Origin of the sequence: Paenibacillus piri (genome assembly GCF_004354045.1) — a bacterium.
Lineage (GTDB): Bacteria > Bacillota > Bacilli > Paenibacillales > NBRC-103111 > Paenibacillus_S > Paenibacillus_S piri.
This window is the reverse complement of the sequence record NZ_SMRT01000006.1, coordinates 296,616-320,662: the sequence shown is the minus strand read 5'-3', so window position 1 is coordinate 320,662 and position 24,047 is coordinate 296,616. Positions and strand designations below refer to the sequence as shown.

General features: G+C 51.0%; 17 protein-coding genes. 7 read left to right on the top strand and 10 right to left on the bottom strand.

Translation table 11 applies throughout. The features are described 5' to 3' along the window. Positions 1-2: 2 nt before the first annotated feature. From lepB to E1757_RS15565, 3 genes are all read right to left on the bottom strand, one after another. Positions 3-599, bottom strand: a complete 597-nt coding sequence (gene lepB / locus E1757_RS15575) for a signal peptidase I (protein WP_133229624.1) — start codon at positions 597-599, stop codon at positions 3-5. A 1-nt stretch (position 600) separates the two neighbouring features. After that, a complete protein-coding gene (locus tag E1757_RS15570) occupies positions 601-1,161 on the bottom strand; it encodes a DUF402 domain-containing protein (protein ID WP_133229622.1) in 561 nt (186 codons plus the stop codon). Between the two features lie 274 nt (positions 1,162-1,435). Continuing rightward, positions 1,436-1,858: a GNAT family N-acetyltransferase gene (locus E1757_RS15565; protein ID WP_133229620.1), complete on the bottom strand. Its 423-nt coding sequence runs from the start codon at positions 1,856-1,858 to the stop codon at positions 1,436-1,438. Positions 1,859-2,242: 384 nt separating this feature from the next. On the opposite strand from E1757_RS15565, the gene E1757_RS15560 reads away from it, so the two are divergent. The 3 genes from E1757_RS15560 to E1757_RS15550 all read left to right on the top strand — a co-directional run bounded on the left by E1757_RS15560 (position 2,243) and on the right by E1757_RS15550 (position 5,096). Then, complete coding sequence (locus tag E1757_RS15560) at positions 2,243-2,860, top strand: superoxide dismutase (protein ID WP_133229618.1); 618 nt, start codon at positions 2,243-2,245, stop codon at positions 2,858-2,860. Between the two features lie 398 nt (positions 2,861-3,258). Further along, complete coding sequence (locus tag E1757_RS15555) at positions 3,259-4,377, top strand: HD-GYP domain-containing protein (protein WP_133229616.1); 1,119 nt, start codon at positions 3,259-3,261, stop codon at positions 4,375-4,377. Positions 4,378-4,400: 23 nt separating this feature from the next. After that, entirely contained in the window at positions 4,401-5,096 is a 696-nt protein-coding gene (locus E1757_RS15550; RefSeq protein WP_133229614.1) for a Crp/Fnr family transcriptional regulator, read from the top strand. 3 nt (positions 5,097-5,099) lie between these two features. Here the strand turns inward: E1757_RS15550 and mutY are convergent, their stop codons facing one another. Next, positions 5,100-6,242: an A/G-specific adenine glycosylase gene (gene mutY / locus E1757_RS15545; protein WP_133229612.1), complete on the bottom strand. Its 1,143-nt coding sequence runs from the start codon at positions 6,240-6,242 to the stop codon at positions 5,100-5,102. A 101-nt stretch (positions 6,243-6,343) separates the two neighbouring features. Here mutY and E1757_RS15540 point away from each other — a divergent pair, with 101 nt between their 5' ends. The 3 genes from E1757_RS15540 (at position 6,344) to E1757_RS15530 (ending at position 8,249) form a co-directional block, all read left to right on the top strand. Next, the gene (locus tag E1757_RS15540; RefSeq protein WP_133229610.1) at positions 6,344-7,207 is read left to right on the top strand and encodes an AraC family transcriptional regulator; all 864 of its coding nucleotides are present in this window, start codon (positions 6,344-6,346) and stop codon (positions 7,205-7,207) included. 92 nt (positions 7,208-7,299) lie between these two features. Further along, a complete protein-coding gene (locus tag E1757_RS15535) occupies positions 7,300-7,878 on the top strand; it encodes a hypothetical protein (RefSeq protein ID WP_133229608.1) in 579 nt (192 codons plus the stop codon). After that, a complete protein-coding gene (locus tag E1757_RS15530) occupies positions 7,875-8,249 on the top strand; it encodes a c-type cytochrome (protein ID WP_133229606.1) in 375 nt (124 codons plus the stop codon). The genes E1757_RS15535 and E1757_RS15530 overlap by 4 nt, the downstream gene beginning before the upstream one ends. A gap of 272 nt (positions 8,250-8,521) precedes the next feature. Here the strand turns inward: E1757_RS15530 and E1757_RS15525 are convergent, their stop codons facing one another. The 4 genes from E1757_RS15525 to E1757_RS15510 all read right to left on the bottom strand — a co-directional run bounded on the left by E1757_RS15525 (position 8,522) and on the right by E1757_RS15510 (position 20,907). Next, complete coding sequence (locus E1757_RS15525; protein WP_133229712.1) at positions 8,522-10,537, bottom strand: bifunctional diguanylate cyclase/phosphodiesterase; 2,016 nt, start codon at positions 10,535-10,537, stop codon at positions 8,522-8,524. 68 nt (positions 10,538-10,605) lie between these two features. Next, positions 10,606-11,619: an HD-GYP domain-containing protein gene (locus E1757_RS15520; protein WP_246079215.1), complete on the bottom strand. Its 1,014-nt coding sequence runs from the start codon at positions 11,617-11,619 to the stop codon at positions 10,606-10,608. 255 nt (positions 11,620-11,874) lie between these two features. Next, entirely contained in the window at positions 11,875-12,273 is a 399-nt protein-coding gene (acpS, locus tag E1757_RS15515) for a holo-ACP synthase (protein ID WP_133229602.1), read from the bottom strand. A gap of 312 nt (positions 12,274-12,585) precedes the next feature. Continuing rightward, a complete protein-coding gene (locus E1757_RS15510) occupies positions 12,586-20,907 on the bottom strand; it encodes an S-layer homology domain-containing protein (RefSeq protein WP_133229600.1) in 8,322 nt (2,773 codons plus the stop codon). A 296-nt stretch (positions 20,908-21,203) separates the two neighbouring features. Here E1757_RS15510 and E1757_RS15505 point away from each other — a divergent pair, with 296 nt between their 5' ends. Beyond that, positions 21,204-22,367: a response regulator gene (locus tag E1757_RS15505; protein WP_133229598.1), complete on the top strand. Its 1,164-nt coding sequence runs from the start codon at positions 21,204-21,206 to the stop codon at positions 22,365-22,367. 129 nt (positions 22,368-22,496) lie between these two features. Here E1757_RS15505 and nadE read toward each other — a convergent pair whose 3' ends face one another. Further along, positions 22,497-23,306, bottom strand: coding sequence for an ammonia-dependent NAD(+) synthetase (gene nadE / locus E1757_RS15500; protein WP_133229596.1), 810 nt, complete (start codon positions 23,304-23,306; stop codon positions 22,497-22,499). Positions 23,307-23,557: 251 nt separating this feature from the next. Next, positions 23,558-23,992 carry a BrxA/BrxB family bacilliredoxin gene (locus E1757_RS15495; RefSeq protein ID WP_133229594.1) on the bottom strand — a complete coding sequence of 145 codons (435 nt, stop codon included), beginning with the start codon at positions 23,990-23,992 and terminating at the stop codon, positions 23,558-23,560. Positions 23,993-24,047 lie beyond the last annotated feature (55 nt).

Below are 24,047 nucleotides of genomic sequence, written 5' to 3'. Positions count from 1 at the left end.
TTTTACAGCCATCTTATTTTCTTTAAAGGCCACACGATCAAATCCGCCCTGCCTTCCACCTGATCGATGGAAATGGCGCCGAAGCTGCGGCTGTCATAGCTGGCATGACGGTGGCGGTTATCCCCCATGACGAACAGGCAATCCTGCTGTACGGTATAAGGATCGAAGCGGCCGTCCTCGATCGGCGAGTCGGTATATACCTCACGCACCTCATCCCCATTGACATACAGCTTGCCTTGCCGGATCGTCACCTCATCACCGGCTACCGCAACGACCCGCTTTACCAAGTAAGGATGATCCGAATCAATGCCTTCCGGCTCCTTAACCACGATGATATCCCCACGCTTAGGCGTCCCTGTAAACCGAATCGTTTTATTAATGAACAGCCATTCCCCTTCTTCCAGCGTAGGCTGCATGGACGCGCCTTTCACGGTAGAGAGATGGAACCCGTATTGATGAACGAGTACGACAATGAGCAGCGCGATCACAATGGATTTCATCCAGTCCCATACTTCCGCCAAAAAACCGGAGGCATTTTCTTCGGGCAATGCTTCCCCGGTCAATTGGACGTCCGGCTTCTTCGGAGAAAAGAAACTCATGCTATGCCTCCGTTCCTTGACCTTTCCACTTTTCCCATTCGCGGTAATAGCAGCGCACCTGATCGTCATGAAAGGGCGCCTGGCCTTTATCGATCCTTTTCAACAAATCCCGAAGCCCCTGCTTCACCTTGCTGTCCACGATCCCCGGATAATGGTAGCTTTGCTTGTGTCGTTCATATTCTTCCTGATCCACCACATGCACATCCCCGTCCGCTGTACGAATGACATCCAGATCGTAGTCGATATACGTCAAAACATTGCCGGTAATATAAGGAGGGGATGCGATATTGCAGTAATAACGCACGCCGGAATCCTCAAGCAGCGCAACAACATTAAACCATTGCTTCGGGATGAAAAAGGAGACGCCCGGAATGCGGCTGATCCATTCTTTCCCGTCCGCTTCGACAATTTTGGTCTGGGAGTTGATGAACACCCGCATGGCCTCCGACCGGTGCGATTCATGCAGCAGCGAATCGGGTACGAGCGCATTTTCCAGCCACATCCGATGCAAATGCCCGTCATGCTTAAAGCTTTTTATAATATAGGAAGAAAAAGTCGGCATACGGTCCAAACCCTTCTATTTTAACATGCGGCAGCCAGGACCCCACTCTGCTTAAGGCTCCAAAAAGAATTTTATCCTTATAGCATAAACTTATGTCGGGCGGCTTTCAAGAGCCGCCTATCCCCGGCAAATAGAACCGATTCCCCAAAGCTCCATTCACATTGGAAATGAATTTGCATCCATTCCTAACATAACAAAAAAAGCACAGCCTCTGCGCGTGCGAGCGGCTATGCTGGTTGAAGCAACCTATTGCGTATTGGCTTACGACAGCCGTTTAGCCGTTTACGATACTCAGGCGTTGGGCCGTACGCGAAAAATCGGTAGCTTGGTATCCAGCCGACTCGTAAACCGGTAAAATCATTTCGTTATGTACATCCACCCTTACCAAAATGCGGTGTACGTTTCTCTTTAGGAACCGCTGCTTCAACGATTCGATCAACGCTTTGCCGATCCCGCGGCGTTGAAATGGTTGAGTGACAGCAATGCGGTAGTAGTAACCATTGTGGTTATCGATCGTTCCTACGATAACGCCCACAATTTGTTCGTTTTCGACAGCGACAAGCACAAGCTCGCTATCCCAGGATAGTTGACGGGCAAAAGCCTCCATAGTTTCTTCGTAACAAGCCTCTGACAGTACATCGTTGAATAGCTCCGTAACGGAAACATAGTCGGATAGTTGGAAGGAACGAACAAGCATCTTCAGGATTCTCCCCGCGCTAAATTTTTGTGTTTAATGAATAAATTACGACAAAAATCGCAAAATTCCTGCTTATTTACCAAAAAAACTGTAATTTTCTTAACAAAAATTTTAAATGCTCATGAAAGCGCTGTATAGGAAGCGTTTTCATTCATTATTAAACAGAGGCTTTGCATAAAAATAACGCGGTTGTGATATTTTACTATAGATGGCTGGACAGCTCTACTATTTCCTAAGGAGGCGTTTAAACCGGGCGTCGAATCAACGTGAGAAAGACTGCACCAACGATAAGCCCACACTTTTTATACATAGATGTTGATTTTATATCGAAATTAGAGGATAATAATAATTGGCAATTACATATCCATTAGGAGGTATTTACGAATGGCACATCAATTACCAGCTCTGCCTTATGCAAACAACGCTTTGGAACCGCACATCGACGAAACAACGATGATGATCCACCACGATCGTCACCACAACACATATGTGACCAACTTGAATGCGGCTCTTGAAGGTCATGCGGATCTTCAATCCAAAAGCATCGAAGCTTTGATCGCAGATCTTAACAGCGTACCTGAAAGCATTCGTACGGCAGTTCGTAACAACGGTGGCGGACACGCTAACCACTCCTTGTTCTGGGAAGTCATCGGACCTAACGGCGGCGGCGCACCATCCGGCGCGTTGGCTGACGCTATCAATAACGAGCTTGGCGGCTTCGACAAGTTCAAAGAAGATTTCGCTAAAGCGGGCACTACCCGTTTCGGAAGCGGCTGGGCTTGGCTCTCCGTTACTCCGCAAGGCAAATTGGTTGTCAGCAGCATGCCCAACCAAGACAACCCGATCATGGAAGGCAACACGCCGATCCTTGGGATGGACGTATGGGAGCATGCTTACTATTTGAAATATCAAAACAAACGCCCTGATTACATTGCGGCGTTCTGGAACGTTGTGAACTGGGCTGAAGTCGGCAAGCGTTACAGCGCTGCTGCAGGCAAATAATCGATCGCTTACCAACAAGACTCCGGAATCAACCGATTCCGGAGCCTTTTTTTGGTTGATTTGCTTCGCACAACCTTGATAAACGCGCTCGTCCTCTAAGGACTGACGAAGCCGTTTACCCTTGGTTGAAAGTATAAGTTTTAGACTTTGCTTCGCACAACCTTGACAAACGCGCCTGTCCTTTAAGGACGGCGGAGCCGTTTATCCTTGCCTAAAACTTTATAAATTTGCCTATAATTTAATTTTTTTGCCGAAATCAGTCTCTTTTTCGCGATTTTTGTATCACAGCTCACAGAAAAAAAGTCCTGCATCGTGAGATAATGTTACCTATGCTTACACGACTAAAGACTCAGTTGTAAGGCATAATAACCAGTTATTTCAGAAGGTGGTTTGGTTCTATGAGACTAATTCCAATGTCCATGATACGGCCGGGCATGAAGCTCGGAAAGCCTATTATTTCGGATGAAGGCCATACGCTGCTTGGTTTTCAGGTAGAGCTGACGCAAGGACTTATAAACAAGTTAAAGCAAATGGGCTTCCAGCAGCTCTATATCGCGGATCAACGAACAGATGACATCTATATCGCCGATGCGCTTCGCGAGGAAACGAGAGCCGTTGTCCGCTCGCAGCTGATTCGTACGTTCCAGACGCTGCAAAATTCGAGAGCGCTGACGGCCGGCGATCGCCATACGTTATTCAAGACGGCCATGCAGTGCATCAGTCAGGTGAAGGACGATTTGCACCTGCACATTCGGCCTACGGACGACACCATCATGCTGATGCAGATGAACCGCAGCACCTTCTCGATCTTCGAGCATTTTTACCAAAATGCGCTTAACGTATGCGTCTATGCCACTCGAATCGGAATGATCGAAGGATACAGCCGCGAAGATTTGGAGGCGCTCAGCCTCGGCGCGATGTTCCACGACGTCGGCAATACGCAGGTGCCCCAGGAGCTGCTGCTCAAAGCGACGGCGCTGACGCCAATCGAATATGCGGAAATTCAAAAGCATACCGAATACGGCTTCCAGCTGCTCAAGGAAACGCCCGGTATTCCGCTGCTCGCAGCCCACTGTGCGCTGCAGCATCACGAGAAAATAGACGGCACCGGCTACCCGCACCGGCTGTCGGGAACCGGCGTTCATCCGTTCGCGCAATGGGTAGGATTGCTGGACGCTTACGACGCCATGACGAATCCGCGGCCTTACCGTCCTTCATTGCCGCCCGATCATGCGCTAGAGATTCTTTTCACGGGAGCCGGTACGTTGTATGATAAGAGTAAGGTGGAATTTTTCCGAAATAAGGTGGCGATTTATCCGGTTGGCCTCAGCGTTCGTCTCAGCACGGGCCAGTGCGGCATCGTATCCAAAATCAACCCTACACTCAAGCAGCGTCCCGTGGTTCGGATTTTGACCGATGAGCATGGCGAGGACCTCAAACATCCGGAGGAAATCGATTTATCCAAACACCTGCACATCATGATTTTCAGCATCGGGGAAGATGCACTGGTTCACTAAGTCCGGAAAAGAGATGAAGCTCCATGCGAAACATTGTACCACTGCTGCAAAATGTCCCGATTTTTCAAGATTTATCGGCAAGCGAGCTGGAAACCATTGCCCCGCTGTTTGTGGAACGCACTTACAAAAAAGGCACGATTTTATTTTTCGAGGCGGACCTGGGGGATGAGTTTTATTTGATTCAATCCGGCGTCGTCAAAATTTACCGGATCGATTACTCCAAGGAAATCATACTCGCGCTGTTCCGTGAAGGCGATTTTTTCGGGGAGATGTCGATGATTCAAAAAGGATTGACCCGCTCGGCCACCGCCGAAACGTTGGAAACGAGCACGATCTACACGCTGATGCGCTCCGAGTTTTACCAATTTCTGGAACGAACGCCAAAGCTGAGCTTGCGCCTGCTCGAAGTAACGATGGAACGGCTGCGCAAAGCGAACGAGCAGATTTACGATCTGACCTTTCTGGATGTCCGGATGCGAATCATCAAGGTTGTTCACCGGCTTGCCGTAGAGCACGGCGTAATGAAGCAGGGCCAGCTGATGATCAACATGAAGCTGACCCACCAGCAGCTGGCCAACCTGGCGGGAACCGTCCGGGAATCTGTAACCAAGGTGCTCCAAGAGCTGCAGGAGGATCAAATTATTTCGATTCATAAAAAAATGATTTACGTCCACAACATGGAAGCTTTGAGAAAGCTGTTCCCCACTCCTGCCTCCTAGCTATTACTTCTGAAAATAACGGTTCAGCAGCTTCAAAAACACGTTAGGAAATGCATACTGCCCCATCACCGAGGAATCGACCCATTCATAATGCGAAGGCATGAGCATGCCGGATGCCGCAGGCAATACCGATGGCTCAAGACTGCAAATCACGACCTCCATATCCCAATGAATATGGCTGAATGTGTGCTCGGTGCGCATAAACCTGCGTTCCGGGCGCACACCTATCGTTTCCTCCGCAAGCCGATCCGTCAGCAAGCTTATCGACGGCGGTATCGCTATGGATCCGTCTTTGCCATCGGCAGCCGCCGCGTAAGCGAACGGCACCTCGACATGCGGAAGCTCCCACATGCGGGCCAGCAGCCCTTCCTGCGGGCGCTGGCGGATCAGCACCTTGCCGGCGTGAACGCCGCTGCCTTCGACAATGGCCGCAATCCGGTATTCCGGGCGCGGCGGCTTCGCCTTTTTCTTCACGGGCAGCGCCTCTTCCATCCTGGCGTCTCTCGCCGAGCAGTGTTCCATCACCGGACAGGTCAGGCAGTGCGGCGAACGCGGCGTGCATACCATCGCTCCAAGCTCCATCAGCCCCTGGTTGAAATCGCCGGCCGCACCGCCGGGGATAAGCTCCTTGGCCAGCTTTTCCATCAAGCTTCGCGTCGCGGGCTTCATAATATCTTCCTCGATGAGAAAGTAGCGCGACAGCACGCGCATCACATTGCCGTCCACGGCGGGCTCGGGCTTGTTGTAAGCGATGCTGAGGATCGCTCCGGACGTATAGGGACCGACGCCTTTCAACGTGGAAATCTCCTCTTTCGTATCGGGCACCGTGCCGCCATAACGTTCCTGCACCTCGCGTACAGCCCCCTGCAGATTACGGGCCCGCGAATAGTAGCCGAGTCCTTCCCACAACTTCAGCACCTCCTCCTCCGGCGCCTCGGCTAACGATTGCATGGTTGGGAAACGCTCGATAAACCGGTGGAAATACGGAATGACCGTATCGACACGGGTTTGCTGCAGCATCACCTCGGATATCCATATGTAGTACGGATTGCGGCTGCGGCGCCACGGCAGGTCGCGGCGGTGCCGGCGGTACCAGGCTAGCAGCTGCTCGGAAAAAAATTGCTTTTGTGTCGTCGTCGTATTCATAACTTCTCCTCTTGAGCTATCATAATCCCTCTCCGGGTCGTTCAAACTTATTCGTGCCTATGATAAAATAAATGAACATTAACCTGCGAGGAGCGAGGCCCATGTTAACTCCAGGCGAGCTGGCGGCAAGATTGAACCGCTTGGTAATATCCATCCTGCTGGTCGGTCATCAAAAGTGCGATTCCGCGTGGCGTCAGCCCCCGAGAGCGATTAAACATCATTCGATCTGGCTTGTGATCAAAGGCAAGGGCACATTTACCTTGAACGGAACGCGCTATCCGGCCGAGCCCGGGAAGTTTTTCTGCTTCAGTCCGGGGATGGTCGTGGAGCGTGAGACCGATCCCGATCAGCCTCTCGAATATTACTTCCTCCGTTTTCATTATACGGAAACTTTCGAAGAGAAGGAACAGTGGGTTTACCGCAGCGCGGCGGAATCGCCGTTCCCGCTCGAAGGCATGTACACCATCACGAACACACCCCGGCTGATCTATTTGTTCGAGCAGCTGAATGTGCTGTGGAAGCGTAGAGGCCATATGACCGTGATGCGGCGCAAAATATTGCTGCTGGAATTTTTCATGACGCTGATTCAAGATTTCCGGGCGCAAAAAATTGCCGGCGATACGACGGCGGCGATCGAGTCGACGCAGGATTATATGATCGGCCACTACCAAGAGCCTCTGACCCTCGAAGGACTCGCCCAGCAAGCGGGACTGAGCGTGAGCCACTATTCCCGACTGTTCAAAAAATATATCGGCTACAGCCCGATTGACTACTTGACGCATCTGCGCGTAGACCGGGCCAAGGATCTGCTCGTCCTGTCGGATTACCGTTTGAAATCGATCGCAGGCAGCGTAGGTTACACGGATGAGTTTTATTTCAGCCGCATTTTCAAAAAGGTGACCGGCTTGTCCCCGCGCGATTATGCCAAGAAGCACCGGTTTGCGCCGGTGACGGATCGGCATTGACCGTGTCGAAGTTTGACTTCCCCCGCTTAAAAATGCTACGCTACCAAGTGACAAACGATGTGCGGTATTTTGGCGAACGAGGTGGTATCGGCATGAAAGCCGGGCAAGTATCAGGTCAAGAGCTTGTACAGCGACACGATCATATCGGTTGGGGTCTTCCTTACATTGTATTTCTTTATATATGGGGCACCCAGTGGGTGCTTTCTTCATGCATCGGCTTTTTCGGCCAATGGCAGGATGTCGGTCTTTGGCAGCAGCTGACGACCTGGATTGCCTGTGCAGCCAGCCTGGCCGCACTTGCCGGCAGCTTCCGCACGGGCCGCTGGCAGCGGCTCGCCGATCAGGGCGGTAAAGCGGCGCTGCCGCTGCTCATGATCGTCGGAGCCGTTAGCGTGCTCCAGTATGTACAGGCAGTGGACCCGTTCTTTGCGCCGCTGCTGCGCTCATACGTTTTGGCCGTCGCATACGCGCTGTTCGCCATGTGGCTCGGAAAGCCGCTTATTTATATGAGCTTATGGCTGTTTCTGCTCACTACCGTCGTTGCGGTATGGTACCTGGGCTTCGCGTCGCTATTGCTCGGCGGCTTCGGCGGCTTGAGCATGATCGCCCTCGCCTGGATGATCCGCAGATGGAACTCGAAGTCGGACGACCAAGGAGGTGTAGCGAAATGAATCACGGTAAAATCGTCACGCTGCTTGCCGCGGCGCTGCTTGCTGCAGCGTTGTCCGGCTGCGGTACGTCCAAGCCTAATGCCGGCGAGCCGTTCGGCGGCAAGAGCAACGGCGGGCAGACGGATGTGCTGGCCAGCGCTCCCGAGCAGGTGCAATCGTTGTACAAAAATAACTGCCTCTCCTGTCACGGCAGCGGCCTTGAAGGAAAGGTCGGGCCGAAGACCAACCTTCAGAAGGTCGGCGGTCAAATGACCCGAGAGCAGATCACGAAGCAGGTTACGGGCGGCGGCAACGGCATGCCCGGGTTCGGCGGCAAGCTGAAGCCCGAGGAAATCGACGCGTTGGCCGGATGGCTGGCGGAGAAGAAGTAGCCCTGCCCACGGAGTGAACTCGTTCAGCTTTGCTGAACATCGGGGAATCAGATGGGGACTCTACCCCACCTGATTCAAGGCCCACCTTAGAGGTAGGGGTCTTAACCCGATAAAGTCGTAATCGGATAAACGGCTTCGCCGAGGACAGGCATGTTTATCAAGATTGGCAAAGCAACGTATGGAACTTATGCTTTCTTTACAATTTTAAATAAGGAAGGATCGGGCTGCCGTCCCGATCCTTCTTATGTTTCAGCGATCCGCCATAAAGCAGGTCAAAGGGCGGTACCTTTCGATCGTTCCATGAATGCCAGCCATGCTTCAATCTCCTCATCTAGCATGGGCTTGCCGTAATAGTACCCCTGCATCACGGTACATCCCAAATTTTTCAAAAAGGTAATATGCTCGTAGCTTTCCACACCCTCGGCGATGACATCCAGCTTCAAGCTTTTCGCCATCATGACAATCGCGGCAATAATCGCCCTTTTGCTCGGCGTGTGCAAATCGTTCGTAAACATCCGGTCCAATTTGAGCGCATCGATAGGAATCCGGTCCAGCAAGCCTATCGAGGAATAGCCCGTTCCAAAATCATCCATCGAAACGCGCACACCCAGAGCCCGGATCGCCAAAAGCTGGCGAATCATATCGTTCACATCGTAAAGAACCATCGATTCCGTTATTTCAAGCTCCAGAAAACGCGGCTTGAGCTCCGCTGCGGCTAATGTCTTTTGCACCATCTCCTGCAAGCTGTCGCTTTTGAACAGGCGAATGGACAAGTTAACGGATACCGGCAAGTAAACGCCTTTTTTCTGCCATTGGGCGCATTGCAGACAAGCTTGCTCCAGCACCCATCTGGTCATGGGAACAATCAGCCCCGTCTCTTCTGCAATCGGAATGAATTCACCGGGGTAAACGACCCCCAGGCGTGGATGCCTCCAGCGCAGCAGCGCTTCAAAGCCAATGGGCCGTTCCGTCGTCACATTCCACTTAGGCTGGTACTCAATGAAAAATTCATTTTGCTCAAAAGCCCGGTTCAAATCTTTCTCCAATTCCATTCGTCTGACCTCTTGTACACCCATCTCCTCGCTATAGACGCAGTACTGGTTTTTGCCCAAATTTTTCGCCCGGTACATGGCCGTATCCGCCTGCTTCAGCAAAATCGAGCGGTCCTCGTTTTGAATCGAGCCTACGGCTATGCCGATGCTTCCGGTCACATAAAGCTCGTTGCCTCCGAGAAAATAGGGCTCTTTGATCTTCTGTAATATATGGCCCGCTTGCCGTTCTGCCGAGGCTTGCCGACAATCGGTGCAAATGATTAAAAATTCATCGCCACCTATTCGAAATACTTGCTGTTTGTCAGTGACGAAGCTTTGCAGACGGCCGCCGACCGCTTGTACGAGCAAATCGCCGATATGATGCCCCAACGTATCGTTAATCGCCTTGAATTGGTCCAGGTCGAGGAAAAGGACGGCGACGGTTTCTTTACCGTTATGCTTGTCAAAAAAACGTTTCATCTCATTGCGGTTGGGCAATCCGGTAATCGTATCCGTATATGCCATTTTTTCCAGCACGTGACGGTCAAAAAACATCGCCCCCCACGAGACAAGCAAAATAACAAATATCGTTGCCGTTACGCCATAAAATAAAAAAGGGTCGATAAGCGAAGCGTCGTCGGGAAGCTTCGGCGCGTGATGATGGTCTTTAAACAAGGCTGCCTTCATCCCCGTATAATGCATGCCGCAGATGGCGAATCCCATTACGACCGCCGATAGCCACTTTAACGGGCTGACGGCCGTATAATTCCGGAAGCGGAGAAATAGCAGCATAGCCGCATAAGACACCGCCAGTGCGATTACGGCGGATAATGCCCAATAAAACGGGTCGTATTCCAATTGAATGGGCATTCGCATCGCAGCCATCCCCGTGTAATGCATCGCAACGATGCCGCTGCCCATAAATAACACGCCTGCGGCCATCTTAGCAGCACTTGTTTCCGGGGACATCGTCATATAGAAGGCAATGAACGATGCCGCAATACTTGCCGCCATGGAAAGAAGCGTCAGCGTCATATCATAGCGCACATGCACCTGCAAATGGAACGAAAGCATCCCAACGAAATGCATCGACCATACGCCGCTCCCCATAACAAAAGAACCCGTAAACAGCCAGAAAAATTTAGATTTACCTCTGGCATACGATATTTTCGATGTAATATTCAAAGCGAGATAAGAGGCTAAAATGGCGATCAGAACCGAAAGGGCGACAATATAATAATTGTAGGTTCCTTCCACCGGCAATAGTTGTACAGCTCCTTTCCATGCAAGCTAAAGCCACAGACAGGCCGGGTCGAGATAACGATTTAAATCAGTATGCGTTCAATATGGCATGAGGATTGCTTGCTTAAGTCCAGAAATCCCGAATCCAGACTGACAAGGGGATGCAGCGGATCATGGGGATTCACCATAACGATGGTTCCTTTGCTTCCGTCCGTCAGCAAAACATCATTTCCAATGATCGACTGCATCATTTTATCCATAAACAACCGGATGATTTGAGGATCCAAAACGCCGAAAGCGTTGTCGTGCATCTGTTTCAACGTCTCATAGAAAGGCGCCGCGTTTTTATAGGCTCTTTGGGAAGTCATCGCGTGAAATACATCGGCTACTGCAACAATCCGGCTGAAAAACGAAATTTGATCGCCTTTGATCCCGAGCGGATATCCGCTTCCGTCCTGCCGCTCATGATGCTGATAGGCAACAAGTGCTTCTCTAAGATTGGTTCCTACCGTATTCTGGATCATTTCATAACCGAACCAAGTATGCTTCTTCATGAGCTCGAATTCCTCAGCGGTTAATTTTTCCGGTTTATTCAGCAATTCAAGCGGAATTTTCAGCTTGCCGACATCGTGAAGAGTGGCTGCAATCGTCAGTTGGGATAATTCGCTTTCTTTCAGTTCAAGCCACCTGCCGATCAAGGTTGCTATGACGCCTACCCCAATGTTGTGGCGAAACGTATAATCATCCTTGGATTGCAAGCAAGCAAACAGTGCGAACAGGTTAGGCTGTTCCGTAGTATGGTAAATCATCGGAAAGATTTGCTTGCGGATCGTCAATAATGGTATTTGTTTCGTATAGCGAATTTCTTGAAAAATATCCTCGATAATCAAGACGCTCTCGTCAATGAGCTGACTATGATCGGATGGTTCCGTTCTATCGCCGACATCATGCTCTTCCAATGAAATCCCGTGGCGGTTCAAAATTTGCAGCTGCTCCATGCCAACCAGCGCCATAGCGGGCACGACGAGAACGCCCGATTGGTTGAACATGTCCCGCTTCAATTGTTTGCCGTAAAATCGCTCATTCCCGGTATTCACTCGCCTACCCCTTCCTCGCTCTAAGCCAAATGCACACGATTTACGCATCAGTTCCCCATTATATAACACGGTTCTGAACAATTAATGAACAAGATGCACCGCAATCCTATTTAACGAAAACACAAAAAAACTCCGATTACGCTGCATGGCAGTATCGAAGGTTTTTTCGCGGGTCATTATCCCCCGCTGTTAGTCCACACTAGGAAGTCAATTGCGGTCATAGAATTGAATTCGAACGAGGCTCGGTCGGATTCGCTAAAACGGCACGCGTTCCGCTACGGAATAGGCCATAGCCAGCTCGGCCGTATGCGTGATGCTCAAGTGGATGACGATTTCTTCGGGCGGCTCCAATTGCAGGCGCCGGAGCGCCTCCTTGCTCACCCTGCAGACCGGCTTGCCCAGCGGTCCGGGAATCACCTCGATGTCCTTGAACGACACCTGCTTCCCGATACCGCAGCCCAACGCCTTGCTTACCGCTTCTTTGGCGGCAAATCGTCCGGCAACGAACTCGACGAGCCTCCCCTGCCGCTCGGCTGCCAGTCTCTGCTCGTCCTCCGTAAGAACACGCGCGATAAATCGGTCGCCCGCGCCGCTTTCAACAATGGTCTTCACTCTGGCGATATTCAGTAAATCGGTTCCGATCCCGATGATCATATTAACTATGCCCTCTTTTCTATTCATCCGGAAAAATATGATTCCATCGTATCGAATCCGGCATCGGAACGCAAGGCGGCCCCGTGGGGCCCTACCTTACATTATGCAATAATAAGGAAACCTTTATCGAGGCCATTCCAAGATGAGCGACCGCGATTTAATCGTAGGTTTTCTTGAAATGATAGAACGCTTCAGCTCCGCTGAAAACTTATTCTTTCTATCATTATAAGGAAAGCGCGGCGCCTTCCGAAATAACTTGTTCGGGAAGGTGCCGCGCTATTGGGTTTCTTGCAAGATTTGATAGTTACCCGCTTACCACAACGGTTCGGGAATCAGCTTCGTCATCGTTTCCGACCCGTCCGGATTCCGCGTGTATTCGTGGGTTACCGCGCTTTCCTGTACGTGGCCGAACGCCCAATGATCAGGAGTCATATCCGGGAATACAACCTCGACATTGTTCAGCGGTCCGCGGTACAGCAGGCGGTTAATCATGGTGACGGCTTCCGAACGTATCATATTGGCCTCCGGTTTGAATGATCCGTCCGGATAGCCTTCAATAATATGATGGCGGTAAATTTCTTCGATCGCATTTCGTCCCCAATGGCCGTTAATATCGGCGAAATGGGTTTGCAGCGGCGCGCGATCCTGCAGCTTCAAGTATCTTGCCAGTACCGTGCTCAGCTCGGCCCGGGTAATAGGCTGATCCGGCAGGAAGCTCTGATCTTCGTATCCTCCGAATAAACCTGCCCGCGTAGCCGCTTCGATATAACCGGCCGCCCAGAAGGAAGGCGTAACGTCCTGATAGAAGCTTATGCCTTTGACGGTCTGCTGCAAATCCATAATTCTGGCAAAAATCGCCGCTATTTCAGCGCGGGTGATCGACCGGTCGGCTTTAAACAGACCGTCCGGGTAGCCCGCGATGTATCGCTTGTGCTGCTGGGCGCCGAATCGGGACGAGAATAACAGCAGCTGCAGCGGAGATTGATCATCCTCCTTGAACACAAGCTCGTCGGCCGCTATAATTTGGGCCCGGTTCGTTATAAGCTGCTCTGCCGAGGACAAACCGTTTTCCTGAACTTGAACCTTGTAAACCAGCTTGCCCGATGCTCCGGGAGACAGGTCGCCCAAGCTCCAACGGATCGTTCCGTCAGTATCCGTCGTTCCGCCCGCCGCATCGACGAGTTTGGTATGCGCAGGAATTTGTGCCTGAACGGAGACGCCTTTTACCGTCACGTTCGATTTATTCAAATACTCGATCGTGAAAGTAATAATGCCGCCTTCCGGATATGTCGCCCTGTCCGACATAAGTGCTACGGCCAAATCGGCCTGTCCGTCGGCCTGATCCGGATTGCCGGCTTCCGGTGCTGTCGGAGTCGTTACCGCACCTCCTCCGCCTCCTCCGCCGGAGCCTTTGGAACCCGAACCTGTACTTTTGGGTATCGGCACCAGTTGAAGATCGTGTCTCACTATCTCTTGTTCAACGGAAAGAATCGGGCTTTTATACGTGTAGTACCCGGGCTTGGAAACGACCACATAGTAGTCGGTCGTTCTATAAACCATATAAGCGTATTCCCCGTTCGCATCCGTTTCCTGCGGGTTGCGGTTTTCGCTCGGCGGGAATCCTTCGAGTACAGGCAAGGAAACTAATTCTCCCGGATTCCGTCCGTTAGCCTTGTTTCTTGGCGTATCCGCATAGTATAGTTCCACGTGCGCATTCTCGATGACCTCGCCGGTCTTCGCATCCGTAACGGTTCCGTACGGATCTATCAGCTCTATAGTGATGTTCATTTCGCCGTTTTGCTGCAATTGAAGCTTCGATATGTTGCCATTTCTATCACGGTTAATAATTAATTCCTGACCCGGAGCGACTTCAACTGCTATAGCAAGCTGATAAGTTCCCGCATTCAAGTTTTGAGCGTTAAAGGAACCGTTCGTTCCGAACGTAACGGCTAGCCTTGATCCGTCCGGATTGGTAACATAGTTGCCGGATTCATCGATCAGATAGCCCTTCATTTTGCTGTACAAGCCTGCAGGGAACTGCCCGGTTTGTCCTCCGGACGTTTGTACCAGGAGCACACCGCTCGCCGTTTTTGTCGCAGGGTACACTTCATACCCAACCGGAGAGATCGTGCCGACAGCAGCTTTTTGCGGGAACGATATATCTTTCTTCTCGTTTCCGATTATGAACGGCTTCGTAATCGTCAGGTCATACTCCGTATTACCAACCGGAACGGCGATTAAGTAAGAGCCGTCCTCCTTCGTTACGGCACGGGCGATAAAGTCGTTGATGCCGTCTCCGTCCAAATCTTTGGTTACTTCAACTACAGCCCCGGCTACTACATGCGGTACTCCGTTCACCATTTCGGTTACGACACCGGCGATAGCCCCCGGATCAAGCGTAATGACGATGCGAGCGTCAGCGGACAATTGCCGCGACGGATCCTGGACGTTGGCCACAACTTCTGCCCGCTTCGATGCATTGCCCGAAACTGCATCCGAACGATAAGGCAGCTTCGCCTCTCCCCGCTCGTTGGTCACTGCCGTCGTTCCCGATGGGAACGAGCCGATGCCGCTTGGAGATGAGAAGTTCACTTGCGCTCCTGCCACAGGTTGTCCCCCGGCATCCGTAATCTTGACGGTAAGCTCGGTCTCCGATTTTCCATCGCCAAGAATGGTCGACGGATTCGCTTGCAATGTGATGGTATAAGGCGTAAGCACCGCATCGACGACAACTACAGAATCCGAGCCGCTCTGCGGCAATGCATAAAATTCCTTGACCGCTTCGGCATACGGCGATTTCTGCACAATTAGTCGATAGCCTCCGGGCTTCACATCCGGGAATGCATAATGGCCGCCTGCATCTGTAGTCGTTTCGGCCACCGGTTGTCCGGATGCCGGATGGTACAGTACCACTTTCGCTCCTGCGATCGGCTGGTTCGTAACCGCATCCTTGATTTGGCCTTGTACGGTTACCGATCCTTTGACAGCAAACGGGTTGTTCGCACCCGTCGTACTATTCTTATCGTCGATTTCCAACGGATTGCCCAGAGCGTCCAAGGCTACGAATTTCACTTCGTAATTTCCGGGCGATGCCGTCACCGGCAGTCTGGCTGTGCCGGACCATTGCTTGCTTCCCTTGGCGATATAGGTGTCTTTGTTTTGCACTTGGAGCTCGACAAGTCCGGTTTTATCGCCATGCGTATAGTAAGCTTTGAGAGCTGCTATATGAACCGCGCTGACTGCCCGGAAGAACAAGGAATCTCCACGTCCGTACGCAGGCATGATCCAACCGGCGCTCTCCTGGTCTCCGCTCCATCCGTCCAAAGCGGATCCTGCAATCTTCAAGTAATCCTGAACCGTACTGACGTTTCCGGTACGTTGGGCTTTTGCATTCAACGAATACACCTGTGCATTCGTGTTGTCATACGGCGTGTTCTCAGGAACATGAACAACCAGCTTGATATCCTTCATACCGCCGCCGTCTAACGTCACTGCCACATTACCGCCCGAATTATAAAGCGGATCAATGCTATCCCAAACCCACACTCCGTTCATGTTTTTGCCTGCAGCAATTTTCTGTCCGCCGGCATATAAATCCGTCGGATAAGCGCCTATCAAGCCAAGGATGAAAGTATCGTTCCCGGCGCCCGTATTGCGCAAAATATGATTAAACACCGCATCTTGACCGGCTGTGACGGAAAGTGTGCCCGAATTTTCAAGCATATGCTGTCCGCGTACTACAACGCCGACCTCATTCGTCACAAGTGGACCGTACTGTTTGCCTTTACCGCTTGGCAGCGAGAAATATTTGGCAAGCTCCGCTTCAAAATACACTTGCGAGGTGACGGTGGTCGAATTTTTCGAACCGGCAAGGAATGTCAGCTGACGCTGCTGTCCGGCGGGTATCGCCGCCATTTTCCATGTGAAATGCTGACTATCCGACGTTATGACGTCGCTTGCTTCCGTGCTCGGGCCTACACGCTGCAAATACACGCTGTTGGCTACCGTCATGTTCAGCTCCGCAGCATAAGCCGTGCTGAGCCCAAGCGTATTATCCACTTTTACTTGGAACGTTACCGGCTCGCCCGGAGTTAAAACCTGCTGCTTGTCAGCCATGATCGAAACCGCTACATTAGGCTCGATCACATCCTCCTGCAATTGAGCCGCGGTTGCCGATAGAGCCGTGCCTCCGCTAGCTGCGGTTTTGTACTCAACGGTCGGCTTGAATGCGGCATTGTACGGATTTTGTGCATTATTGGTATTCGTTTTGGCGCGCGCCACCACGATTACTTTTTTATGCCCTGCGGCCGTCCCCAACGGGTATCCGCCCTCCATAGGCGAGAACGAAACCGTTTGTCCATCCATCGTAACACTGACTATATCCTGCTCCAGCAAAACCGGCAGTTTCAAAACCGCCATAAATGCAGCGCTGCTGCCGGGCGGATTCAATAAAACCTCATAGGTCGTTTCATCCCCAGGGCGAATCTTGTCGAATGGCGCCGGGCCGAATGTATTGTCGGTAATCGCCGCCGTTATCGTAAGCGGAGCGATCGACAGATAGCTGGATGCCGGTGCGTTCGGCGTATACACTTTTGCTTGTTGTTCCGGCTGCGCTGCAGGCGTTGAAGCGTATTGCTTCAATACGGCTGCCACTTCCAGGTTGTTGCTGCCTGCGCCGATCTGCGCTGTAACCTGCAAGTTGAAAGTCAGCGTATGGCTGGCTCCCGAATTCAATTCCGCAATGTTCCAGACCACTTTATTCCCGTTGGCAAGCGTACCTCCGTTGGAAATGTTGGAAACCTGCAGCCCGGACGGAACTGCAACTTCCACTATGTTGTTATAGGCCTTGCTTGTACCGCTGTTGTTAATCGTGAAGCCGGCTGCAATCGTTGGATTCGAATCCTTAAATACCGGATCGGGAATCGGTTCGGCCGTGATGGTAACATTCGGCTGCAGGACATCAATGCTTGTTTGTACCTGATTTGTTTGCAAAGGCGTGCCGATTTCCGTCGACCATTTCGCGATGGCCCCTGTAGTGTAAGTAGCTTTTTGCACCGTAAAGGTTCCGCTTGTCGGACTGGTTCCATCCGGCTTCGCTCTAAGTCTTACGGTTTCAGTCAACGTCCTGGCCCCTGCAGTAGCGTCGATTGGCGAGCCAAAGTTTACAACTAGCTTGTTCCCGCCGCCGGGCCAGCTTCTGCCAACGGCATCCGTGTTCGTGCCGGCCGGCAGCGGCAGTATTTCAAAATTGCCGATGGATGCAAATGTGTCCTCGACTGTCAAACTATAAGCCTTCGTTCCGGCCGGCACTTGTACGGTCAGCTTATAGTCGACTGTATCGCCAGGCCTGATCTCCGTTTTGCTGCTTCCGTTGCTGGTCGCGGCAATTTCATTCAGTAATGTAACGCCGGGAATGCCTACAACGGTTTGCGCTTGAGTCTGCGAATATTTCTCGTCAGGACCTGCGGAACCGCCCGTAAACACTTCGTGCGAAACATAGTAATCCCCGGTCCGTCCGATAATCTGATAGCTCGAGCCGGACCCTTTCACTTCTATCAGCTTTGCTTTAAAAGGATAAATAAACTTATTCGCGGCTCCCGGTGCAAGATCCCGCTTGTCCAGCGTGATCGTATATCCGGTTTCCAGATCACCGGCAGGCACCTTGTCCGGATTCACAAATTCAAAGCCCGCGGGCAGTGTGATCGTTGGTACAAAATCGTACGCATCGCTTGTTCCGTTATTGGTGATGGTGAAGGTAATATCCTTCACCTCGCCCTTGTTCACTTCAGGCAAGGAGGCCGGGGACATATCGGCGCTTAGATTCGGTCTGTTTACGGTTACTTGGGCTAGCAAGGATTGGATTGTGTTTGACGTTCCGCCGACGTTTTCATCGGTCCATCCGAACTTGGCCAATTGTTTTTGAAGCTCCGAACTGCCTGTCAGCTTGTCGACTTTGGTCTTGATATAGTACGTGTAATATTTAAAGCCGCCAGCCGTGCGGCTGACATTAAGATTTGGCAGCGTAACTGTATAGCCGGCGGTCGCATCCCCGCCCAACTGGTATACGGATTGGGCTACCGAAGTGCCGGTATGGGTCGCAGGGTCCCACGTCGAGAATACGCCAAGCAGCGATTGCCGCACCGGTATAAAATCGGTTAAAGTCGCGTTATATGCAGTTTCCGTATCGGGCAGCTTCGCCTCCACCTCGTATACAACCCAGTCGCCGGCTCGGACATTCAAGTTCGGCGAGGATGTAGTGGAAGTTGTTGTATCCACTACCTTTTTCGTTATGGTCGGGCTCTGGGCCTGCATCGTCGTATGCAGCGGCTCCGTTGGTGTATAATGGTGCCGCGGCTCCCCGACAGGCCAAGTAGATGGCTGCCCGTAATAGTCCCACGAGGACTCCTGTTTAATTTGTTTCAAGGCTCCGATCTGATCAATTATTTTTGCCTCATATATCAGGTCAATTGAGGCTCCCGGCTCCAGCGGGCTTGTTAATGTAAAAAATAGCTTTGAATCGCCCGGTGCCGGCCCTGAAGCTGTTACTCTCGAATCGGTAAGAAATTGACTAAATGTCAATTCCGGCGGTAAAGTTTCTTGCAGGACAACATTATATGCCGGCAGCTTGCCGTTGTTCGTCAGAATGATCTTAACGGTTACGGTCTGATTTCCTTTGACCGTTACAATGCCTTTGCCCGGCGATACATCTGTTGTTTCAACAAACCGTTGATTCACTACATCCGGCCCTTCAAAATTCAGCTTGACCGTATCACGATCGCTTTGAGTGCGTCCGGCCGTATTTTTATAAGATAATACGACCAGATTTTCCGCGCCTTTGACAGCTTTTCTGTATTCGGCATCGTCTATCACTACAACCTGAATGTCCGTATAAAAGGGGGGCTTCAATTCGTCTATATCGCTGAAGCTCCAAATCAAAGCATGTAAACCAGTATTATAAACGGGCGTTACACCGTTCATCGCATAGTTCGCATAAGTTTCATCTACAAGCTTAGTGCCATATGGGAGAAAATCGAAAATTTCTACCCCATGCTGCTTGGCATTAACCCCGGTCGCATCGTATTTTACGTTAAACGTTACTTTATCGCCGACGGTTACGTCAGCGGCTTTATTATTAGGAGACGAGAGCGCGGTTGTGTTGACCGATTTAATCGTCTCGCTGATTTTCGGCACTGCGATCGGGACGGAAGTCGAGGCTGAATCGGAAACGGAACCCGATACCGTCGTCGTTCCGGTCACTGTTGCTTTATTGTCGATCGTATCGCCGGCGACCACCGGTCCTCCGGAGGGAGCTTTCCACGTATTCTCCACTTCCGTTGTATATTTAATCGTAACTACGGTTCCTTTATTTCTCGCAGCATCCGCTTTTAATGTATTGTCCGGAACCGTCCATCCGAGCTTCGTTGTGCCGTCCGCAGTATCTCTGGCGGGAGTCGCAAAGGTTGGAGCTGCCGAAACGCTCGTACCGTCCGGATACGCAATAGAGGCGCTTGTATAGCCGGTGAACTTCTGTCCGTCGCCGACCGTATCCGTGATCGTTACATTCGTTACGTCATAATATTCATTCGACCGGATCACTAGAGTATAAGTCAGAGCTTCGCCGTAACCCGTCGTTTCCTTATCTACCGATTTGGAAATAATTACGTCCTTCGGAATCGAATAATAGTTGATGCTGTCGGTTTCCGTGTGGGTTCCCGAAGAGATCTTATTCGTTACGCCGGTATATTGAATCGTATTCGTGACCCGCGTCGATCCGTCGTCCTTCAAATTCGGAGTTTCCAGAAACGCGGCGTTAAACTCAATTGTTTTTGTTTCGCCGCTCGTCAGTATTAAGCTGTTGTTCCAGTTCGCCACACGTTTATTTCCAGTAACAGTCTGTGCATTGGGGTTGATCGAATAGCCGTAGGCTTCCAACGCATCGTCGATCCGATTCTCGAACACCGTAAAATTCGTATTGGCGCGTTTATTATTGACGATTTCAATTTTATACTTATATGCGCCCCACTCGTCGCCTGCTGCCGGAGGCGCCGCATCAGGACCCGCGCCTTTCACCAGCTTCTGTTCAGGTTCAATCACCTTGACGGTAAACGGAACAATCTTGATTAACTTCACATCGGACTTTCCGCTCGGAGTATTCGGCGGCTCGTATAATTGCCGGGCATCATTGCTGGTATACACGCTAACTACGGCGTTTACCTGCTGGCCGAAATCAGTGTCAGCCCCGGTTTTCCGCAGCTTATCTATCGTAGTCAGCTTTATCGGAAACGTAAATTTTTCATTGGGAGCCAAATCTTTAATGTCTTTCCAATAAACCGTAAGCTCCCCTGTTGTTGAATTAGGGGTCTCGGAAGTACTTTTCAAACTGTTGCTGTCGGCCACCTTCAGCCCGTCCGTAAGCAGCAGCTCGATACCGGCATTATAAGCCCAGGTCCCTCCGTTCTGCAGCGTAACCTCAAGCGTAGTATCTCCGCCCAGCTCAACCTTCCCTGGGGTATCCAATGTAACGGTTACCACAGGACCTGCAGCCGCATCCGCTGCCGGAACGAACATCAGATTGGACACAAGCTGAAGCAGAAGCATACAAATTAATGTACAAGAAACTAACCTTTTTTTCATTTTTTTATCCTATCCTCCATACAAACAGTTTCGTTGCGCCGAAAATTGTCGGTTTTTTTCGAATTATGCCAATCATAATTACAACATAAAAAACTGAACAAAAAATGAACAAGAAGCGGTATAATGGTGGAATAGGCCCTTCGAACGATTTTCATAACAAAATTTAATTAATAATTAGTAATTCGACCTTGTTTTTGTGAAATAATTATCATTTTTGCGGCTGTAAAAGTTCGATATATTTACTACGCCTTCCTATAGGGGAGGGAAATCGGACTCTGATTCATGGGGGTGACAATATGAAAGCGATACTCGTTGACGATGAATCATTAGCACTTCGCGATCTGGAAAGACAAATTAAGAAAACAGGACAGCTGGATGTTATTGGAACATTCCAGGACGGCGAATCGGCATTGGCGGCAGCTTCCGAACATATACCTGATATTGCATTTCTGGATATTGATATGCCCGAGCTGAGCGGTATGGAGCTGGCGGAGCTGCTGCAAAACCGGCTGCCCTCCATTGATATTGTATTTGTTACCGGCTACGAGGAGTATGCGGTTAAAGCTTTCGAGCTTAATGCGCTCGACTACATTGTAAAGCCTGTGCTGCAGGAAAGGCTGCTGCGTACACTGACGCGGCTTGTGCACCGTCCTCCCCCGGCCGTAACCGCCTCGGAGGCAACGACGGGCATGATCAAATGCTTCCAATACTTGCATTTCGACATTGCCAAGCCCGGGACGATCCAATGGCGAACAACGAGGGCGCAGGAGCTGTTTGCTTATTTGGTTCACCGCCGGCTGCATCCTGTACGCAAAGACGTTTTAATCGAGCTGCTGTGGCCCGAAACGGATGCTCATAAAGGCTACACCCAATTGTATACGGCCATCTACCAAATTCGTAAAATGCTTCGCACAATCGGACTGCCGATTCGCATTGTCAGCTCGGACAACGGTTACCGGGTTGATCTGAACGGCATGAAGCTGGATATCGAAGAATGGGAGCGCGGGCTCCAGGATGCGCCTCCGGTTAGCCGGGATACAATTTCGCATCATATCACTTTGTCGGATCAGTATCAGGGAGATTATTTAATCGACCATGATTATTCATGGGCCGATGGAGAACGGGAGCGGCTGCGTACACTGTGGTATCATCATGCCGTCGCTTTGGGGAATGTATTGGTGGAGAATGAACGTCTTGCCGACGCCGTTTTGCTGTACAGCCGCGTTCAAAGCTTGTTCCCCAATGCTGAGGAGCTGTATTTCATTCTCATGAAGCTGTATGACCAATGCAAGGATTGGGTTTCAGTTGAAAAGCAATATGCCGCGTTGCATAAAATGATGAGCGAGGAGTTTGACGCGGAACCGCTGCCGCATATTTCGGCATGGCATCATGAATGGAAAAAATCGAGGAAGCAATATGGATCGGAGTATTTCGGAGACACTGCACCGGCGTTGGGCTAGGCCAAAATAGAAAAACGTTAATTTAGAGCGCGCTGTAGATGCTTACCGGCTATTTAGTAGTTGTGTCTGGCTTGAACCGGACGGTGTTAAACACTAAAAACAGACCGTGCCTCCGCACGGTCTGTCCGCTTAAATACCCGGAATCGGCTCACGCTTGTGCGCCGTTTTCAAGTACTGCTTCTCCAGCTTTTCCTGTTCCTTGGGATCGATCGTCTTGCCTTCCAAATAAGCGCTGTTCGCGTCATAGGTGATACCGAGCTCGTTCTCGTCCGTTTGGCCTTCCCATAGGCCCGCTGTCGGCGCTTTGTCCAGCACGCTTTGCGGCACTCCCAGCTTGGCGGCCAGCAGTCTGACTTGGCGCTTGTTCAGCGTGCTGAGCGGCGTAATGTCTACGGCACCGTCGCCATATTTGGTGAAGAAGCCCGTAATCGCCTCGGATGCATGATCGGTGCCGACAACAAGGAGGTTCAGCTCAAACGCCAGCGCATACTGCAGAACCATGCGCGTTCTCGCCTTGACGTTCCCTTTGCCGCCGCGGCTTAAATGGCGAGAATCGCCGATCGATTTCAAGCCGTATTCGGCCTCCAACGCGATTTCATTGACCGCTTCTTCAATATTCGTTTCAATCCGGTATTTAAGCTGGAACGCTTCGGCAACGGCATAGCTGTCCGCAATATCGACCTGCTCGCCATAAGGCTGGAACACACCGACGGTTTTGTATTCCTTGTCCTTTTCCTGTGTCAGCTCGTTGGTTGCTTGTACGCACAGCCCTGTTGCAACCGCGCTGTCGATCCCGCCGCTAATGGCGATAAGGAGCCCGTTTACTCCCGATTTCAATACGTATTGCTTTAAAAAATCGACTCTTTTGCGGATTTCCTCATCCACATTAATCTCCGGCATCACGCCCAGCTTTGCGATAATTTCCTGCTGCAGGCTCATCAACGACACCTCTCCCTCTTATTTCCTTTTAGTATAGTCCTGCTTAAAAAGATTGCAAGCGGCAGCCTCCAAATAATTAAGTAACTTTTCCACTAACGCCCTATGTACTTCGATATGTCACACGCGGGGGTTGTTGATACGAATAAATTTGAACCTTGTCAATGTTTAACGGAGCGAACCTTACGTATAAGGTTAAATAAAGCTCCCGCCCGCACAAAGGCAGACGGGAGCTATAATGTTAGCATCGCTGTTTATTTGCAATAATTTTCAAATGCGCCGATCAAATCCGCTGCGATCATCTCTGCAGAACGGTCCTCGATTTGGTGGCGTTGAATGAAATGAACGAGTTCTCCGTCCTTCATCAAGGCGATGGATGGAGAGGATGGCGGGTACGGAGCCAAGTATTCGCGAGCTTTGGCCGTCGCTTCCTTATCCTGACCGGCAAATACGGTAAACAGGTGATCCGGCTTCACCTCATTTTGCAGCGCTTTGGCAACGCCAGGTCTGCATTGACCGGCCGCACAGCCGCAAACGGAATTGATGACAAGCAGCGCAGTGCCCTTCGATCCCTCCAGCTTTTCAACGACTTCCTCCGGAGTACGCAATTCGGTTACGCCGATTCGGGTCAAATCATCGCGCATCGGCTGAACCATATCTTTCATGTATGACTCAAATGACATGGACATGTACTTTCACTCCTTTACCTACATATGGGTTTACAAACTTTCATATGTCTTCATT

What these genes read in the sequence shown, in the direction of transcription:
- lepB (WP_133229624.1), bottom strand. Translation starts at nt 599, where the DNA reads ATGAGTTTCTTTTCTCCGAAGAAGCCGGACGTCCAATTGACCGGGGAA.
- E1757_RS15570 (WP_133229622.1), bottom strand. Translation starts at nt 1,161, where the DNA reads ATGCCGACTTTTTCTTCCTATATTATAAAAAGCTTTAAGCATGACGGG.
- E1757_RS15565 (WP_133229620.1), bottom strand. Translation starts at nt 1,858, where the DNA reads ATGCTTGTTCGTTCCTTCCAACTATCCGACTATGTTTCCGTTACGGAG.
- E1757_RS15560 (WP_133229618.1), top strand. Translation starts at nt 2,243, where the DNA reads ATGGCACATCAATTACCAGCTCTGCCTTATGCAAACAACGCTTTGGAA.
- E1757_RS15555 (WP_133229616.1), top strand. Translation starts at nt 3,259, where the DNA reads ATGAGACTAATTCCAATGTCCATGATACGGCCGGGCATGAAGCTCGGA.
- E1757_RS15550 (WP_133229614.1), top strand. Translation starts at nt 4,401, where the DNA reads ATGCGAAACATTGTACCACTGCTGCAAAATGTCCCGATTTTTCAAGAT.
- mutY (WP_133229612.1), bottom strand. Translation starts at nt 6,242, where the DNA reads ATGAATACGACGACGACACAAAAGCAATTTTTTTCCGAGCAGCTGCTA.
- E1757_RS15540 (WP_133229610.1), top strand. Translation starts at nt 6,344, where the DNA reads ATGTTAACTCCAGGCGAGCTGGCGGCAAGATTGAACCGCTTGGTAATA.
- E1757_RS15535 (WP_133229608.1), top strand. Translation starts at nt 7,300, where the DNA reads ATGAAAGCCGGGCAAGTATCAGGTCAAGAGCTTGTACAGCGACACGAT.
- E1757_RS15530 (WP_133229606.1), top strand. Translation starts at nt 7,875, where the DNA reads ATGAATCACGGTAAAATCGTCACGCTGCTTGCCGCGGCGCTGCTTGCT.
- acpS (WP_133229602.1), bottom strand. Translation starts at nt 12,273, where the DNA reads ATGATCATCGGGATCGGAACCGATTTACTGAATATCGCCAGAGTGAAG.
- E1757_RS15510 (WP_133229600.1), bottom strand. Translation starts at nt 20,907, where the DNA reads ATGAAAAAAAGGTTAGTTTCTTGTACATTAATTTGTATGCTTCTGCTT.
- E1757_RS15505 (WP_133229598.1), top strand. Translation starts at nt 21,204, where the DNA reads ATGAAAGCGATACTCGTTGACGATGAATCATTAGCACTTCGCGATCTG.
- nadE (WP_133229596.1), bottom strand. Translation starts at nt 23,306, where the DNA reads ATGAGCCTGCAGCAGGAAATTATCGCAAAGCTGGGCGTGATGCCGGAG.
- E1757_RS15495 (WP_133229594.1), bottom strand. Translation starts at nt 23,992, where the DNA reads ATGTCCATGTCATTTGAGTCATACATGAAAGATATGGTTCAGCCGATG.